General features: G+C 54.4%; 12 protein-coding genes. 11 read left to right on the forward strand and 1 reads right to left on the reverse strand.

The annotated features are described in order from the left end of the window. From N9C89_RS10825 to N9C89_RS10860, 8 genes are all read left to right on the forward strand, one after another. Nucleotides 1-651 (forward strand): virB8 family protein, encoded by a 651-nt coding sequence (locus tag N9C89_RS10825; RefSeq protein WP_263953870.1) that lies wholly within the window; start codon nucleotides 1-3, stop codon nucleotides 649-651. Between the two features lie 3 nt (nucleotides 652-654). Then, nucleotides 655-1,350: a TrbG/VirB9 family P-type conjugative transfer protein gene (locus N9C89_RS10830; RefSeq protein ID WP_263953871.1), complete on the forward strand. Its 696-nt coding sequence runs from the start codon at nucleotides 655-657 to the stop codon at nucleotides 1,348-1,350. Further along, nucleotides 1,343-2,656: a TrbI/VirB10 family protein gene (locus N9C89_RS10835; protein ID WP_263953872.1), complete on the forward strand. Its 1,314-nt coding sequence runs from the start codon at nucleotides 1,343-1,345 to the stop codon at nucleotides 2,654-2,656. Before N9C89_RS10830 ends, N9C89_RS10835 begins: the two co-directional genes overlap by 8 nt. Before the next feature lie 2 nt (nucleotides 2,657-2,658). Beyond that, the gene (locus N9C89_RS10840; RefSeq protein ID WP_263953873.1) at nucleotides 2,659-3,654 is read left to right on the forward strand and encodes an ATPase, T2SS/T4P/T4SS family; all 996 of its coding nucleotides are present in this window, start codon (nucleotides 2,659-2,661) and stop codon (nucleotides 3,652-3,654) included. Continuing rightward, complete coding sequence (locus N9C89_RS10845) at nucleotides 3,647-3,838, forward strand: DUF4177 domain-containing protein (RefSeq protein ID WP_102938029.1); 192 nt, start codon at nucleotides 3,647-3,649, stop codon at nucleotides 3,836-3,838. Before N9C89_RS10840 ends, N9C89_RS10845 begins: the two co-directional genes overlap by 8 nt. Nucleotides 3,839-3,847: 9 nt before the next feature. Then, nucleotides 3,848-4,846 carry a type IV secretion system protein gene (locus N9C89_RS10850; protein ID WP_263953874.1) on the forward strand — a complete coding sequence of 333 codons (999 nt, stop codon included), beginning with the start codon at nucleotides 3,848-3,850 and terminating at the stop codon, nucleotides 4,844-4,846. 717 nt (nucleotides 4,847-5,563) lie between these two features. Continuing rightward, on the forward strand, nucleotides 5,564-6,694 hold the full coding sequence (locus N9C89_RS10855; protein WP_263953875.1) for an efflux RND transporter periplasmic adaptor subunit: 1,131 nt from the start codon (nucleotides 5,564-5,566) through the stop codon (nucleotides 6,692-6,694). After that, nucleotides 6,691-9,837, forward strand: a complete 3,147-nt coding sequence (locus N9C89_RS10860; protein ID WP_263953876.1) for an efflux RND transporter permease subunit — start codon at nucleotides 6,691-6,693, stop codon at nucleotides 9,835-9,837. The genes N9C89_RS10855 and N9C89_RS10860 overlap by 4 nt, the downstream gene beginning before the upstream one ends. A 110-nt stretch (nucleotides 9,838-9,947) precedes the next feature. On the opposite strand, the gene N9C89_RS10865 is transcribed toward N9C89_RS10860, so the two are convergent. Continuing rightward, complete coding sequence (locus N9C89_RS10865) at nucleotides 9,948-10,880, reverse strand: IS5 family transposase (protein WP_263953877.1); 933 nt, start codon at nucleotides 10,878-10,880, stop codon at nucleotides 9,948-9,950. A gap of 233 nt (nucleotides 10,881-11,113) precedes the next feature. Here N9C89_RS10865 and N9C89_RS10870 point away from each other — a divergent pair, with 233 nt between their 5' ends. The 3 genes from N9C89_RS10870 to N9C89_RS10880 all read left to right on the forward strand — a co-directional run bounded on the left by N9C89_RS10870 (nucleotide 11,114) and on the right by N9C89_RS10880 (nucleotide 15,269). Next, the gene (locus N9C89_RS10870; protein WP_263953878.1) at nucleotides 11,114-12,514 is read left to right on the forward strand and encodes a glutamate decarboxylase; all 1,401 of its coding nucleotides are present in this window, start codon (nucleotides 11,114-11,116) and stop codon (nucleotides 12,512-12,514) included. A gap of 78 nt (nucleotides 12,515-12,592) precedes the next feature. Next, on the forward strand, nucleotides 12,593-14,530 hold the full coding sequence (locus tag N9C89_RS10875) for an aspartate:alanine exchanger family transporter (protein ID WP_263953880.1): 1,938 nt from the start codon (nucleotides 12,593-12,595) through the stop codon (nucleotides 14,528-14,530). A gap of 70 nt (nucleotides 14,531-14,600) precedes the next feature. Next, nucleotides 14,601-15,269, forward strand: a complete 669-nt coding sequence (locus N9C89_RS10880) for a hypothetical protein (protein WP_263953881.1) — start codon at nucleotides 14,601-14,603, stop codon at nucleotides 15,267-15,269. The last annotated feature ends 160 nt before the right edge of the window (nucleotides 15,270-15,429 follow it).

Raw genomic sequence — 15,429 nt, forward strand, 5'->3', positions numbered from 1 at the left:
ATGAACAGCGAGGCAGAAATCATCGAAGAAGAGCTCGTCTACGGCGCAAGACGACGCGAGCTCATGTGGCAGAAACTGGGGCTGACAGGCATGGCATTTGGCATGGCAGGTTGCCTCGCCGCTGCCCTCGTTGCCCTGCTCGACGTGGACCCGCCGCCCATCATCGTGCCCTTTGATAGCGAAACCGGCATGGCCCTCCCCAATGCCGTGGTTGAAGCGGTCTCACTCACGGAACGCCCCGCTATCATCGAGGCACAGGTCTACCGCTATGTCATTGATCGAGAGACATACAATCAGCTCGACAATGACGTGCGGGTGCGGCGGGTCCTGGACCAGTCGGACGGTGCGGCCGCTGCAGGGCTGCGCGCGCTTTGGACCAGCGGCCATGAGGCCTATCCTCCGGACAGCTACGGCACAGATGCGCGGCTTGATGTTGAGGTTCTGTCGATCACTCATATCAGCGCTAACCGTGCCCAGGTGCGTCTGCGTAAGCGGCTAAATTCACCGCGTGGCAGTCAAAACGGGCTCTTCACCGCAACCCTGATGTTTGAGTTTCGGCCCGAGAATAGCCGGTCGATCGATGATGTCTGGCAGAACCCCTTCGGCTTCACTGTCACCGAATATGCGATCCGCTCGGATCGTTTGGAGTAACCAATGCGCCGCCTGTTCCTGACCCTCGCCTTCCTAATTTCACTCGCTAGCACTGCCTATGCAGAAACCCAGCCGCGCCAAGGCCCCTATGATGCCCGCGTCCGGCTCGCCACCTATCAGGATGGGCAGGTCTATCGCATCCGCACCAGCCTGACCCATGTGACCAGCATTGAATTCGGCCAAGGCGAGACCATCCGCTCGATCATTGCGGGCGACACTGAAGGCTTCCTTTTGGACGGCGTGCCAGGCGGTCAGGCTTTTGCGATCAAGCCCGTCACGCGCGGCGCACATACCAACATCACCGTCTATACCAACCGGCGCAGTTACTATTTCAATGTGACCGAAGCGAGTTCGCCGACTTTTTACGTCATTCGCTTCACCTATCCCGAGGCCGCACCACGGCAATCCCGTGTTGCTTCAACCGCGCCAGCAAACCACGCCTATGGCGTCAGCGCGCAATCCGAGATCACCCCACGCGAGATTTGGGACGACGGCACTTTCACCTATTTCCGCTTTGCCGCAAACGCGCCGTTGCCCGCAATCTTTCGCTGGTCTGCTGGCAATGAGCGCAGTGTGAATGCTCTGGCCCGACCTGATGGTGTGATCCGTGTGTCAGGTGTCAGCGATCGATGGGTTCTCAGGCTCGGCGAGGATGAAATCTGCGTCCAAGAGATGAGCGAGGCAAACCACAATGAGTGAAACAGCTGAGCTTAAGAAACGCCTCGAAGCGCTTGAAGGCAAACCACAAAACCGAAAATCGCGACCGTCCGTTGTCACTATTGCCCTAGGCATTGGGGCAATCGCCGCTCTAGGCAGCCTCTTGCTATTGTTCTCTGGCGGTTCTGAACCCGACAGCCTGGAAACCGCCTCCCCGGATGAATTCCAAGCAGCGGGACCGGGCTTTGGTGCGCTCGAGCCCACGCCTGCACCGATTGACACAACTCCGCCGCCGGAGCCGGAACCAGATAGCGAAACGGAAGAGCTACGCGCGCAAATGGACGCTATGCGCACCGAGCTCGAAGCCCTGCGCAACGCATCCGCACCTGAAGTCCCAGCCGTCAACACTGAAGCATTGGAGACCTTGGGTGCAGAGATCGATGCCCTGCGCAGTGAGGCCGCTGCTACGCAAGCCGCCTTGCGCGAAGAGTTGGAAGAGCGCGCACGGCAAATCCAGCGACTTCAAAATGATTTGGAGCTTGCGCGCCTGGAAACCCCGGGCACGCCCGCACCAACCGGCCCCACGGCCGAGGAACTGCGTATGCAAGAGCTCGAGCGGCGGCGGCAAGCCGAGCTTGAGGAACTGCAAGCGCGTATTGCCAGCCCAATTATCGCTTTTGGCGGCACTGGAAGCGGCAACAATGATACCGCCGCCGAGCAGCGTCGACTTGATGGCGATACAGACTTTGTTCGCAACGGCGCTGAACCCGCTGAGGTGACGCAGGCCCAGCTGATCGTGAACCCGTCAAACACGGTTGTTCAGGGCACGATGATCCAGGCCGTGCTCGAGACAGCGATCGACAGCTCGCTCGCCGGTCAGGTCCGCGCGATGGTGTCTGAAGATGTCCACGCCTATGACGGCTCGCGGATCCTGATCCCGCGCGGCGCGCGTCTGATCGGGCGGTATCAATCTGGTCTCGATATCGCGCAGCAACGCGTGACGATCGCCTGGGACCGGATCATTCTGCCCAGCAATCAGACCGTCGAAATCAGCGCCTTCGGAGGCGATGAACTGGGCCGCTCCGGAACGACCGGTTTCGTCGACAGCCGCTTTGGCACGCGGTTCGGTTCTGCCGCCCTGATATCGCTGATCGGAGCCTTGCCCGCCGTCGCCGCGCAAAACACCGAAGATGAGATTACTTCGGATGTCCTCGAGGGCATTGGCGAAGATCTGCGAGACAGCGCGCAAAGCGTGATTGGCGAATATCTTTCCGTCTCACCCGTGATCTATGTCGATCAAGGTGCCCGCGTCACCGTGATGGTCGACCGCGATCTGGAGATTTTCTGATCATGGCGGCCAGCTATCTGCAAAGCTCGATGGACAAGATCCCCGAAGCGCGTGATCCAAAGCTGATCGAGCTTTGCATCAACCCCGACGGCACGCTGTGGGCGGAGTTTCAGGGGGATCACTTTATGCGGTCCGTCAATCGACCGCTCTCGCCCAACGAAATCAAAGACCTGGGCAATCAGATTGCTTCGGCCGCAAACACCACGCTCAGCCGGACCAAGCCCATCGTGTCGGTCAGCATCACCTACCGTGACCGCCCAATCCGCGCGCAAGTCATTCAGCCCCCCGCTGTCGATGGCGGCTATGCGATTTCTTTGCGGTTCTTTGCGGACCTACCATTGGACCAGATCAAACTGTCTTATCTCTTCGGCAAAGAACGCAACAATGAAGGTGCGCGGCGCAAGCGCAACGCCGAGCTGCGCGATGTCGTGGCCACCGGCGACATCGATGCGGCGATCAAGTTCTGCGTCACGCACAAGCTCAACATGATCGTCTCTGGTGGCACCTCGACCGGCAAGACCGTCACGGCACGTAAAATCCTCTCCTTCGTGCCCGCCGACGAGCGTATCGTCACGATCGAAGAGGCCGCTGAACTGCGTCCGACGCAGCCCAATGTCGTCACGCTGATGTCTGATCGCGACGAAGCCACACGCAGCGCTGATGTCCTGCTGACCTCCACCCTGCGAATGCGGCCGGACCGGATTGTTTTAGGCGAAGTGCGCGGCAAAGAGGCCATGACCTTCCTTGAGGCCATAAACACGGGCCATGGTGGCTCACTCACCACGCTGCATGCTGAAACCCCTCAGCTGGCCGTGCAGCGCCTCGCCATCGCCGCCCTGAAAACTGACGTGCCCATGACCTACCAGGACATGAACGACTACATCACCCGCTCGATCGATGTGATCATCCAGGCCGGTCGCCATGAAGGCGCGCGCGGCATCACCGAATTCTACCTGCCGGTTGATCCGGCCCATTCAAAGGAAACAGCCCATGTTTGAATACAAGATTGAACAGATCAACACCGCCAAAACCAAGCCACCGAAGATCGAAGCGCAGCTGACCGCTCTTGGTCAGGATGGTTGGGAGTTAGTCTCCGTCGTGCCGGATTTCGACGGCGAACACATCCTGAAGGCCTTCCTGAAACGCGACATCTGGCGTGTCAAACCGACCGAAAAAGCATAGGAGCAGCCAATGGGCGTCGTCACCTGGATGGTTGAGACAACCGACAACTTTCTGGACGACGCGGCCCAAACCACTTTTGGCAACGTCGCGGGTCAGCTCGGCGGCATCATCGCTGTAGCCTCGACGCTTGCGGTGATCGGCGTCTTCCTCAACATGGTGTTTCAGTACAAATCCATGGATGGACGGACCGCCTTCTGGTTCGCCCTCAAGCTCATGCTCATCTCCCTGTTTGCGATGAACTGGGTCCAATTCAACGCCGTGGCTAGCGCCCTCATCAACGGCCTCGACCAGCTCGCGGGAGGCATGGTGGCAGGACTTGGCGGCGGCGGTGCAGGCGCATCCTACTTTGCAGAGGCCTTCGACGATCTCATCGAGGAATTTGGCGACTACCTGAACGCCGCCGGTGACAATATGCATTGGATGGCCGGAGCCCTGATCGGCGCGATCGGCGCATTCCTCCTAGGCGTCATCGGCGCGCTCTGCGGCCTTGTCCTGATCTTCGCCAAGATCATGCTGGCGTTCATGATCGGAATCGCCCCCATCATGATCGCGCTTTCCCTGTTCGACGTCAGCAAGGACTACTTCCACCGCTGGCTGTCCAGCACCGTATCCTACGCGCTATACCCCCTCGTGATCGCTGGCGTGTTTTCGACCGTCGTCGGCATGTCCCGCTCGCTGATGACCGAACTCGGAGATCCCTCCGGCGCAAGCAACATCGGGGCGCTGGTGCCCTTTTTCATGATGATGTTCCTAGCAGGCGGCATGATCATCGCCACACCGCTAATCGTCAGGTCAATCTCGGGCAACTTCATGATGGCAGGGTCACCGAGCATTCCTGGCCCTGGCGGCTTTGCAAAGGGCTTGATCGGCACAAAAGGCTCGCGGGCGCGGGCAAGGTTTGGGAACAGGTCGAATGCCGAGACTGCGGGGGCCGGAATACGGCAGGCAAGCACTGCGACTGTTTCTATTGTTCAGAAGATGGCAGAGAGGTCGAAACGGTTGGAGTAGGGGTTTCTGCCCAGAGCCCAAATCCAGTGGTCGGTTCCTCCCGCTGCCCAATGTACAACTATCTCGTCAACTTCGCGCTTAATTGAGGAGATGCAATCTCAGCCTGACGCTGGTCACGAGGCGCTCGCCGAAATTGAAGCGTTGATCGTCCTCAGAGTCTCTCAACCGTGGTAAATCTCCTCTCTCTGTCCACTGCTTTATGCCATCCCAACGAAACGAGACATCAGGCTTTAACAACCACAAGTCCCTTTAGTCGTCCTGAACGAACGTCGCTACATGAATAAGACGGCGAAGAAAAATGATGACGTACCCCACTAAAACTGTCGTAGCCAAAAACATGAAGCCGGACTTCCACAAAGTGACTGAGTAACAGCAAGTCTTCCAGGTTTTCGCAGGATTCTACCTTGCCGCGCAGTGATGGTGGAGGTTCGTCGGGGCGGAGGGATCAAGAAACGTCGAATCCGTCGACCCCAGCACCAATCCACGAAAAAAACAGAGTACGCGGCATTGTAGCCCAGGCGTGAAACCTTCTTGCTCCAAGTGGGCGCGGCTTTGGAGGTCTAGGGCCGCACGTTTTCTTGAAAATTTAAGCAAAATTTAACAAATTGACAAATACTGTGGGATTTGGGGGCTTCGAAAACGGTTGACATATTTTTAATTCGGCCACCATGCTTCCTATAAAAAGATGTTTCAAAATTCGGCTAAGGAATTTCAGGTATGCTGTTTCGATCCAAGCTCACCGCTCTCGCAGCCCTTTTGGCATTTGGTTTTCCGCCTCTCGCCGTTACGGCTCAGGAGGCCGGCGGGGCACCTGCGCCAGCTGTTTTTGTCGAAATGACGGAGAAAACGACACTCAATAGATCGGTTTCCTACACAGGTAAGCTCAAAGCATTTGCTCGAATCGACATAATCTCACGCGTTTCAGGTTTTCTCGAAGTTCAAGACTTTCAGCCCGGTCAAGCGGTCAAGAAAAACGATAGACTCTATAAAATCGAGCAGGACAATTACGAAGCTTCGGTACGGCAGGCAAAGGGTGCTTTAGCAGCAGCCGTGGCCGTGCGTCAGGGAGCCAATATTGATAAAGTTCGGACCGAAACACTGGTTCAAAAGGGCGATACCGCGCAAGCAATACTTGATTCTGCGGTTGCACAACTGGGTCAGGCTGACGGTGATGTCGATCAATTGAAAGGCGTGCTGGAACAAGCTGAAATTGAGCTTGGTTATACGCAAGTGAGCGCCCCATTTGATGGCATAATTGGCTTGTCGAGTGTTGATGTTGGCGCATTTGTTAGCCCCGAGACCGGCGTACTTGTGACGTTAACCCAGCTAGATCCAATCTACGTGGAAATGCAAATCTCATCCGCCCGATTAATGGAATACACCAGCGGTTCAACGCAAATTGGGAAAAATACCGACCACAAGATAGTGCTTTCACTCACGCTACCAGACGGCAGCGTCTATGATAAAACGGGTTATATTGACTATGTTGCTACGGCAGTCACTGATGGCACAGATACTGTGACCGTTCGGGGGGTGTTTGAAAACCCCGAACATCGCCTGTTTGACGGTGCGTTTGTCAAAGTCTCCCTACAAGAAATCCAAGCGATTCAAGCGCTAACGGTCCCCTTGCAGGCCATTCAACGTGACATGGTTGGAGCTTATGTTCTGGCCGTTTCACAGGATGGCACAGTGTCGCGTGTGGACGTCAAAACAGGTGCGCAGCACGCAGGCCGAATTACAATCACCTCAGGCCTTGAAGAAGGAGTCAGCATCATCACCGAAGGATTGAATAAAGTTCAAATAGGGATGAAAGTCGACGCGGCTCTGAAAGGAGAAGATGAAACATGATCTCTGCGGTATTTGTTCACCGTCCGAGGCTTGCGTCGGTCATTGCGATTGTGTTGACCCTTGCTGGCTTGATTTCAATGACGCGTCTCCCCATTGCTCAGCTTCCAGATATCGTGCCTCCGATGGTGACAGTGACGGCATATTATCCTGGTGCGAGCGCGGATGTCATCGAAAGCACCGTCGCTCAGGTGATCGAAAATCAGGTCAATGGCGTCGAGAATATGCTTTACATGAGTTCGACATCGAGCGGCGCCGGTACTTACCAGCTAAATGTGACTTTTGATCTTGGCACCGATACCGACATTAATACTGTAAACGTGCAAAATAGAGTTTCGCTGGCGGAACCCAACTTACCCGATGCGGTGACTCAGTCCGGCATCAGTGTGGCCAAGGCCTCGTCTTCGTTCCTATTGGCTGTTTCAGTTTACGCCAAAGAGGGCGCCGATCTGGATCCTCTGTTCCTCTCTAATTATACCACAATTAACGTGATCGACCCGATCAAGCGGATCAACGGCGTCGGAAACGCAAGCTTGTTTTCCCCTTATGATTACTCAATGCGGGTGTATATGGACGTTGATCGCATGACCCAATTGGGGGTAACTCCCGCGGATGTTCAGGAGGCGCTCCAACAGCAAAGCCTTCAGGCCGCGATTGGTTCGATCGGAGCGCAGCCCATGCCCGATGATCCGGTTTTGCAAGTCAACCTTCAAACACAAGGGCGTCTGGAAGACGCGTCTGAGTTCGAAAACGTTGTCATAAGAGCGGCAGACGACGGAAGTTTCCTTCGTATTAAAGATATCGCGCGGGTCGAGCTTGGCTCGAAGTCCTACGACGCGAGCTCTCGGTTCGATGGGCAGCAAGCGATTTTGTTTGGCGTTTATCAGGCTTCGGGTGCGAATGCGCTGGCCACGACATCCGAAGTGAAAGTGACTTTAGACGCGTTATCTTCAAAGTTCCCCGAAGGCCTAGAATACGACATCGTTTATGACGCGTCGATTTTTGTTCAAGAGAGTGTCGATGAGGTGGTCCGAACTCTGATCGAGGCATTCATCCTTGTTGTGATCGTTGTGTTCCTATTCCTCGGAAGTTTGCGGGCAACTTTCATCCCATTGATTGTCATACCGGTGTCCTTAATTGGCACAATGGCCTTTATGCTGATATTTGGTTTCTCCCTGAACACGGTGACCCTGCTTGCCTTGGTCCTTGCTATCGGGATTGTTGTGGATGATGCGATTGTTGTCGTCGAAAACGTCGAGAGGGTACTGGAGGAAAACCCAGATATGTCCCCGGAAGACGCGACCATTCAAGCGATGGAGGAAATCACAAGTGCCATTGTCGCGGTCACTTTGGTTCTGCTGTCGGTCTTTGTCCCTATCGCCTTCATGCCTGGCCTAACGGGCGAGCTTTATAGGCAATTCGCACTTGTTGTATCTGTTTCCATGGTGATCTCGGCGATCTCAGCGTTGACACTCAGCCCGGCCCTTTGTGCTGTATTTCTACGTCACAATCCCAACAAAAATAAGGGGATTATGGGCTGGATATCACGCATGATTGACAAGGTGCGGGATGGCTATGGCCATGTGGCGGGTCTATTTGCGCGCCGCGCTTTTCTTGGTGTCGTGGCCTTAGGCCTCGCGATGTTCGCAACCACTGAAATATTTAAAAAAACCCCTGTGGGCTTTTTACCCGCGGAAGATCAGGGCGCCTTTTTTATGGATGTGCGCCTGCCCGATGGGGCGTCCCTTAACCGAACTCAAGACGTAGTGGAGCGGGTCGAAAAAATCGTCCGAGGGATTGATGGTGTCGCTAAGGTCGCCTCCGTCACCGGTTATAGCATCCTTGACGGCATCGAGAGTTCCAACTCTGCCTTCTTCATTGTGTTGCTTGATGATTTCGCAGAACGAACCGATCCCAAAGAAAGCGTATTTTCAGTTGTCGCAGAGGTCATGCGCGAAGGCGCCGCAATCCGAGAGGCACAAGTCATTGCGTTCAATCTGCCCCCGATTCAGGGACTAGGGACAACCGCGGGCTTTGCCTACCAACTTTTGGACCTTCAGGGCGGCAGCATTCAAGATTTGGCCGCAACAGCACGTGCTTTGATCTTAGAAGCCAACGGTGATACGCGATTGAAGAACGTTTTCACGACATTCTCGCCCGATTCTCCCCAACTTTATCTTGATCTGGACCGTGACCGGCTTCAAGCACTTGGCGTCAAAGTCAGTGATCTATTTTCGGCCCTCGGGGGCACACTTGGAACAATATATGTCAACGATTTCAACTTGTATGGCCGCACATGGGAGGTCAGGCTTCAGGCCGATGCCAAGGATCGAAACGACATTTCGGATATCGAGCGGATCAATGTCCGCAATGCAAAGGGCGACATGGTTCCTGTGGGTGCCGTCGCGACAGTCGATTACCGCACCGGTCCAAATACGATCAATCGCTACAACAACTACCGCACAATTTTTGTGACTGGTTTCCCACAAGAAGGTGTCTCAAGCGGCACGGCCTTGACCGCAATGGAAGATATCTCGGTACAAACATTGCCAAACACCTATGGCTTTGAATGGACACAGACATCGTTGCAGGAAAAACTGGCCTCGGGACAAACGGCCATCATTTTGGGCTTGGCAATTGTTTTTGCTTATCTTTTCCTAGTTGGGCTTTATGAAAGCTGGATGATCCCCGTTCCGGTTTTATTGTCGGTTGTATTTGGCGTAGCGGGTGCCTTGGGAGCAATACTCGTGGCCAAATTAAACTTCGGACTTTATGCACAGATCGGCATAATCGTGTTGATTGCCCTAGCCGCCAAGAACGCCATTCTGATTGTAGAGTTTGCAGAAGATAGACGAAACAAAGGTATGGATGTTGTCGAAGCTGCCGTCGAAGGGGCCAAGACGCGCTTTAGAGCCGTCATGATGACATCATTGGCATTTGTGGCAGGAATGATGCCATTGGTGTTCGCTACAGGTGTTGCAGAGATTACACGGCGCAGCATAGGCACCCCGGTTGCGGGAGGTATGTTTATTGCCGCAACTATTGGTATCACCTTTATTCCAGCACTTTACGTTGTATCGCATCGTTTAAGAATGCTGCCGAGTAACTTGCTAACGCGTTGGGGAAAAAGGAAGTCTATCAAGTAATCTGCTCCTAATCCCGGCTTTGTTGATGGCGTCGTCTAATCGGGAACGGTTTTGCAGGCTTTGTTGCACAAATCGTGTGAAGGGCGTTCTTCCCCTTACCGCAGACGGATTTAGCCTGCGGGCTCAGTGATAGGTATGCCAAGAGCTGTGTGGCGATTCAGCACAGCGATGCGGATTTGGATTTCCGCGACCTGCCTTTCAAAGTCCCTTGCCATCAATGAATGGCCAAGTAGTTTCATACAATGCATCTTGGTTTCGACGCGGCTTCCGCGATGGTATCCGCTCCAACGTCGCCATACGGTGCGGCCCAGATATCGTTGCGCATTGACCGCATCGTTACGGGCAATCGCTCCGTCGCTCGTCGGCTTCCAGGGCTTTGCATTCTTGCGTGGCGGGATCACCGCATGGGCATCTCGTGCCGCAATCGCCTCGTGGCATTTACGGGTGTCATACGCCCCGTCTGCGGTGACACTGCCGATGCCTTGATCGGGAGGGATTTGGTTCAGGAGTTCGGGTAGCATGGGAGCATCACCGATGTTGCTGGTAGTGACTTCGACGGCCCCAACCTCGAGCGTTTCCTCGTCGATACCTATGTGTATTTTGCACCAGATACGGCGTTTGGAACCGCCATACTTGCGCGCATTCCACTCGCCTTCACCTTCTGCTTTGATGCCTGTGCTATCGATGAGCAGGTTCAATGGTCCTTTGGAACCGCGGTACGGCAAGCTCACGTTCAGTGTTCGCTGGCGACGGCATAGGGTGCTGAAGTCCGGCACTGCCCAGTCCAATCCGACCAATCGCAGCAGGCTCTGGACGAACCCAGTTGTCTGGCGAAGCGGCATGCCAAACAAGACCTTCAGCATCAGACAGGTTTGAATGGCGGCGTCACTGAACTGCTGTTGCCGACCGCGCTTACCACTTGGCGGTGGTGTCCAAACCATCTCCGGATCAAACCAGATCGATAAGGATCCGCGCTGCTTCAAACTGTCATTGTAAGAAGACCAATTCTTGGTCTTGTACTTCGTAGGGGCCCAACTGCTCATGGCCTTCAGCTATCACGCTGGATTCATACAGTGAATCCCATCAGTATATTTGTGCAACAAAGCCTCAAAAAATGATTGAGCGGGGATTAAAACTGCGCCAACATGCAAGAATGGGCATTCCGCTTGGAGAATGTCGGTGAAATGGTGGCCTTCATTCTGGTGATGCCAGCCTCAAACCAATGTGACTCAATTACGGTAATATCAAATAATGAATGCAACCAAAGGAATGAAGAATGGCATTGTACTCTAAAAACGACATCAAAGAAAATATGAACGATGACGTGTATGGTTCAGCAGACGTGTCCATAGTTCTGCCGAAATACAAGATACCCGAAGGCGAGCATAATGCTGAGATTGCCTTTTCTGTTATCCGTGATGAGTTGATGCTTGACGGGAATTCACGTCAGAACCTTGCAACGTTCTGTCAGACGTGGCTAGATGACGAAGTTCACAAGCTCATGGACCTTTGCATTGACAAGAATGCCATCGACAAGGACGAGTATCCGCAGATGGCGGAGATCGAGTCCCGCTGTATTCACATACTTGCAGACCTTTGGAATTCCCCAGATGCGGTAAACACCTTGGGCACCTCGACTACTGGGTCTTCGGATGCTGCGATGCTAGCTGGTATGGCTGCCAAATGGCGCTGGCGTGAAAAGATGAAAGCCGCAGGCAAGCCAACCGACAAGCCCAACATGGTTTGTGGTCTGGTACAGGTCTGCTGGCACAAATTCGCCAAGTACTGGGATATTGAGTTGCGCGAGATCCCTCTGGAAAAAGACCGTCTGATCATGAACGCCGAAGAGGTGATCAAGCGCGTGGATGAGAACACAATCTGTGTCATGCCCACCTTTGGGGTTACATTCACGTGCGATTATGAGCCTGTCAAAGAGGTGAGCGACGCGCTGGATAAACTGCAAGAGGAGACTGGTCTTGATATTCCGATGCATGTGGACGCGGCATCTGGTGGCTTTCTTGCGCCATTCTGCGCGCCGGACATCGAATGGGATTTCCGCCTGCCACGAGTCAAATCGATCAACGCATCCGGGCACAAATTCGGCCTTGCCCCTCTGGGCACAGGATGGTGCATTTTCCGCGACAAAGAAGATCTGCCCGAAGATCTGATCTTTATGGTAAACTATCTGGGCGGCAACATGCCCACCTTTGCCCTCAGCTTTTCGCGCCCTGGCGGCCAGATCATCGCGCAGTACTATAACTTCTTGCGCCTGGGCAAAGAAGGGTACCGCAAAATCCACATGGCATGTTACGAAACAGCCCAGTACATCTCGGCAGAACTGGACAAAATGGGACCGTTCAGGGTGATCTATCCGGGCGACCCAAACACAGGCATTCCCGCCATTTCGTGGACGCTGAAGGATGACTTTGATACCCATGGTTATACCCTGTATGACCTCAGCGACAGGCTGCGCATGCGTGGCTGGCAAGTGGCAGCCTATTCGATGCCTGCTAATCGCAAAGATCTTGTCGTGCAGCGCGTTTTGGTGCGACATGGATTTAGCAAGGACCTCGGTGCGCTTTTTGTCGAGGACGTCAAGTCATGTCTTGAGTACTTCAAAGCACACCCGGTGACGACACCGATGGCCGAGGAAGAGGCTGGTGGTTACCACCACTAAGGCCGGTATATCCCTGCCCCCTTACTTGAGGGGCAGGGCGACTAATCTGAAAGATTTTAAAAATGGAAGGATACATTGATGAAAAGGAGTATTGATATCGGAATCTGGAGCGCTTTGAAAGCGATGGCGGTGATGTCTTGCATCGCAATTTTCCTTCCCACATTGCCCGCTCTGGCACAAACAGCCGTGACTGGCGATGCGGCCGCAGCGGGAGGCATGATGAATGAAGCCGAAGGTGTGATCGGCAATGTCTTTGAGTTCTTCGAACCAGTTGCTGAATCCGGCCTTCACGGAATTTTCAGTTTTCTGGGTACGCAACCATGGGTCTTCATCCTTGTGGCTCTCGCAATAGGATATCCCCTTGGTCGACTGACCCTCGGTCCGATATCACTTGGCGCCACCGCAAGCACTTTGCTTGTCGCTGTGGTCCTGTCGATGACTGCGCAGGTCGCCTTTGATATTACATATGTGATACCCGGCATTGTTTCGACCATTTTCCTTTCACTGTTCATGTATGCTCTTGGCTTAGGGGTCGGGCCTAAATTCTTTGCCGGTCTCAAGTCCTCAGGGTTCGCCGCAATCGCATGCGGTCTGATTATTTGGTCGTTGAACTGGGTGATTTGTGTCGGCGGCGCAAAGCTGGCCGGTCTCGAAAGTGGCTTTGCTGCAGGCTTGATCTCGGGAAGCTACACGATCACGGCTGTCCTCGGCGTCGCACAATCCGCTGTCCAAAGCGGGTCTGCGCCAATTCCTGACGGGATGACAGCTGAACAGATCGGGGCCAACATGGCTGCCGGTTACGCAATCAGCTACATCCTGTCGAGCGTCTTCATCATTCTGCTTTTGCGCTACTTGCCCAGAATGTTCGGACATAATCCCGTCGAGGACGCCAAGAAAGCCGAAGTGGATTTTGCAGGCGGTGCAACAAAGGGCCTGCCGGGCTCACCCCAAGCGTTCCTTTTGGGATATTCTCCGGTTGATTTGCGGGCTTACGTCGCCGAGCACGAGATGGTCATCGGCAAGTCCATTTCCCAACTGTTCGACGCGCATCCTCAGGCGCCTATCTTGCGGTTGGTTCGTGACGACGTCCTGGTTGACATCAAGACGAACCCGACGATCCAGAAAGGCGATATCATAGCAGTCCGTGCCGATGTCGGTCAGGAAATTCTTCACGGCGGCGAAATCGGACCCGAGGTAAACAACTCTCTGGCCCGTGGCGTCAAAATTTCTGCGGGCGACATCCATGTGGGGTCGAGTGCTGTTTCAGGCAAAACGCTCGAGGAGTTGGCTAAAAACTCAGTTGCATACGGCGTGCGGCTCGTTGCCATGTTCCGGGCGGGTGAAGAAATCCCGGTCGGACCAAAGACTGACGTCCGCGTCGGCGATGTTTTGCGTGTGACAGGCCCACAGGTGTGTCTCGATCGTGCTGCAGAAGCGCTTGGTGGCCATGCAGTTACACAAAACACGCTTGCGAAAACCGAAGTCATGTACATGGCAATAGCCATGGCCATCGGATACATCGCCGGGTCGCTGAGCGTTTCCATCGCGGGCATTCCGTTCGCCTTGGGCACATCAGCAGGCTGTCTGCTCGCAGGTATCATGGTAGCCTATTTCCGCAGTCGAAATCCAGAATTCGGCGGACCCGTCGCAGAAAGCACGCGCAGCTTCCTTCAAGACATCGGCTTGACCGTCTTCGTGGCGGTGCTTGGCGCAAATACCGGCCCCAAGATCATTTCTGCGCTTGGCGGGGACACAGTCATCTGGCTGGCGCTGATCGGAACAACAGCGGCCTTGCTACCGGTCGTCGTGGCGTTCTTTGTGGGAGACAAAATCCTGAAGATGAACTCGGTTATTTGCGCAGGCGCGTGCTCGGGTGGACGGAATTCCACTCCGGCTCTCAATGCTTGTCTCGACGAGTCCAAAAGCCAGGTTGCGGCTGTGCCATATCCGGTCTCTTACGCCGTAACGACAGTTCTCGCGCTGATCGGCGGTTATATCGCCCAGATCATATCCTGACATCGTATCCCGGGCGTTGTGCGCCCGGGATACCCACTCTGGACGACTGGAAACCCAAGGATAGAGTGCCATGAGAGCGAAAGAGTCTTCTGTTAGGATCGCCGTAAATACGATGCGCGCCCGACTTACGGCCCTCGGGTTCAACATTACAATCATCACTTTTCAGATCACGCAATTGTCTAGCGAACGCTCGGGTCCTGTTGTTCCCGGATTCGATGGAACGCTGCAGACTGCAACGATTGCACTTCATTTTGCCCTACTCTTGTCGGTTGCAGCGATGGTCGCACTGCTGGCTTCAAGTGCTATGTCTGGGGATGGTGCATGTGACAGCCCGGCCTTCGTAGCCGGGGATCTACTGATGTTTCTCGGTCTGTCCTACACACTTGTGGCGTTCTTCCAGCCACTCCTTACGGAGCTCAGTACGCGGCAACTTCCTACGCCACAGGACACCGAGAAATTCCAGCTTTTGTTCCGCACCATTTCGTACATGGCAGCCGTCACTTGGGCCCTGGCAGCGTATGTAGGACCAATCGTCTCCTTGCTACGCTCTCCCTTCGGAAAAGTTTGGAATGTGGCTTTGGGTGTAAGCTACCTTCTGCTAATGGTTATGCTTGCACATTTCATCGGTATAGCATTTGAGCTTCAGTTGAGACTAGAGCATGAATATGTGTCCCAATGGCCGGTGCTACAGCTCTTTTTCTTGCCCTTGGAATGGTTAATCCCCGTCACGACCCGTTGACTTAAGGATCAGACGCATGGAGTCCGGAAAATCGGGCTCACTTCGTCGGAAACAAATTTTGCGACATGTATGGACATCTCCCTTTGCGCAAAAGGAATCTTTGGGTTGGCAGTTCACGTAGTCGTAGTCGGGTGCTGGCATGTAACCTTAGCAGCCGGGT

The sequence above is a fragment of the Halocynthiibacter sp. SDUM655004 genome, from assembly GCF_026015885.1.
Lineage (GTDB): Bacteria > Pseudomonadota > Alphaproteobacteria > Rhodobacterales > Rhodobacteraceae > Falsihalocynthiibacter > Falsihalocynthiibacter halioticoli.

Coding starts and splice junctions, on each gene's coding strand:
- N9C89_RS10855 (WP_263953875.1), top strand. CDS start 5,564: ATGCTGTTTCGATCCAAGCTCACCGCTCTCGCAGCCCTTTTGGCATTT.
- N9C89_RS10875 (WP_263953880.1), top strand. CDS start 12,593: ATGAAAAGGAGTATTGATATCGGAATCTGGAGCGCTTTGAAAGCGATG.
- N9C89_RS10840 (WP_263953873.1), top strand. CDS start 2,659: ATGGCGGCCAGCTATCTGCAAAGCTCGATGGACAAGATCCCCGAAGCG.
- N9C89_RS10830 (WP_263953871.1), top strand. CDS start 655: ATGCGCCGCCTGTTCCTGACCCTCGCCTTCCTAATTTCACTCGCTAGC.
- N9C89_RS10825 (WP_263953870.1), top strand. CDS start 1: ATGAACAGCGAGGCAGAAATCATCGAAGAAGAGCTCGTCTACGGCGCA.
- N9C89_RS10845 (WP_102938029.1), top strand. CDS start 3,647: ATGTTTGAATACAAGATTGAACAGATCAACACCGCCAAAACCAAGCCA.
- N9C89_RS10865 (WP_263953877.1), bottom strand. CDS start 10,880: ATGAGCAGTTGGGCCCCTACGAAGTACAAGACCAAGAATTGGTCTTCT.
- N9C89_RS10880 (WP_263953881.1), top strand. CDS start 14,601: ATGAGAGCGAAAGAGTCTTCTGTTAGGATCGCCGTAAATACGATGCGC.
- N9C89_RS10835 (WP_263953872.1), top strand. CDS start 1,343: ATGAGTGAAACAGCTGAGCTTAAGAAACGCCTCGAAGCGCTTGAAGGC.
- N9C89_RS10870 (WP_263953878.1), top strand. CDS start 11,114: ATGGCATTGTACTCTAAAAACGACATCAAAGAAAATATGAACGATGAC.
- N9C89_RS10860 (WP_263953876.1), top strand. CDS start 6,691: ATGATCTCTGCGGTATTTGTTCACCGTCCGAGGCTTGCGTCGGTCATT.
- N9C89_RS10850 (WP_263953874.1), top strand. CDS start 3,848: ATGGGCGTCGTCACCTGGATGGTTGAGACAACCGACAACTTTCTGGAC.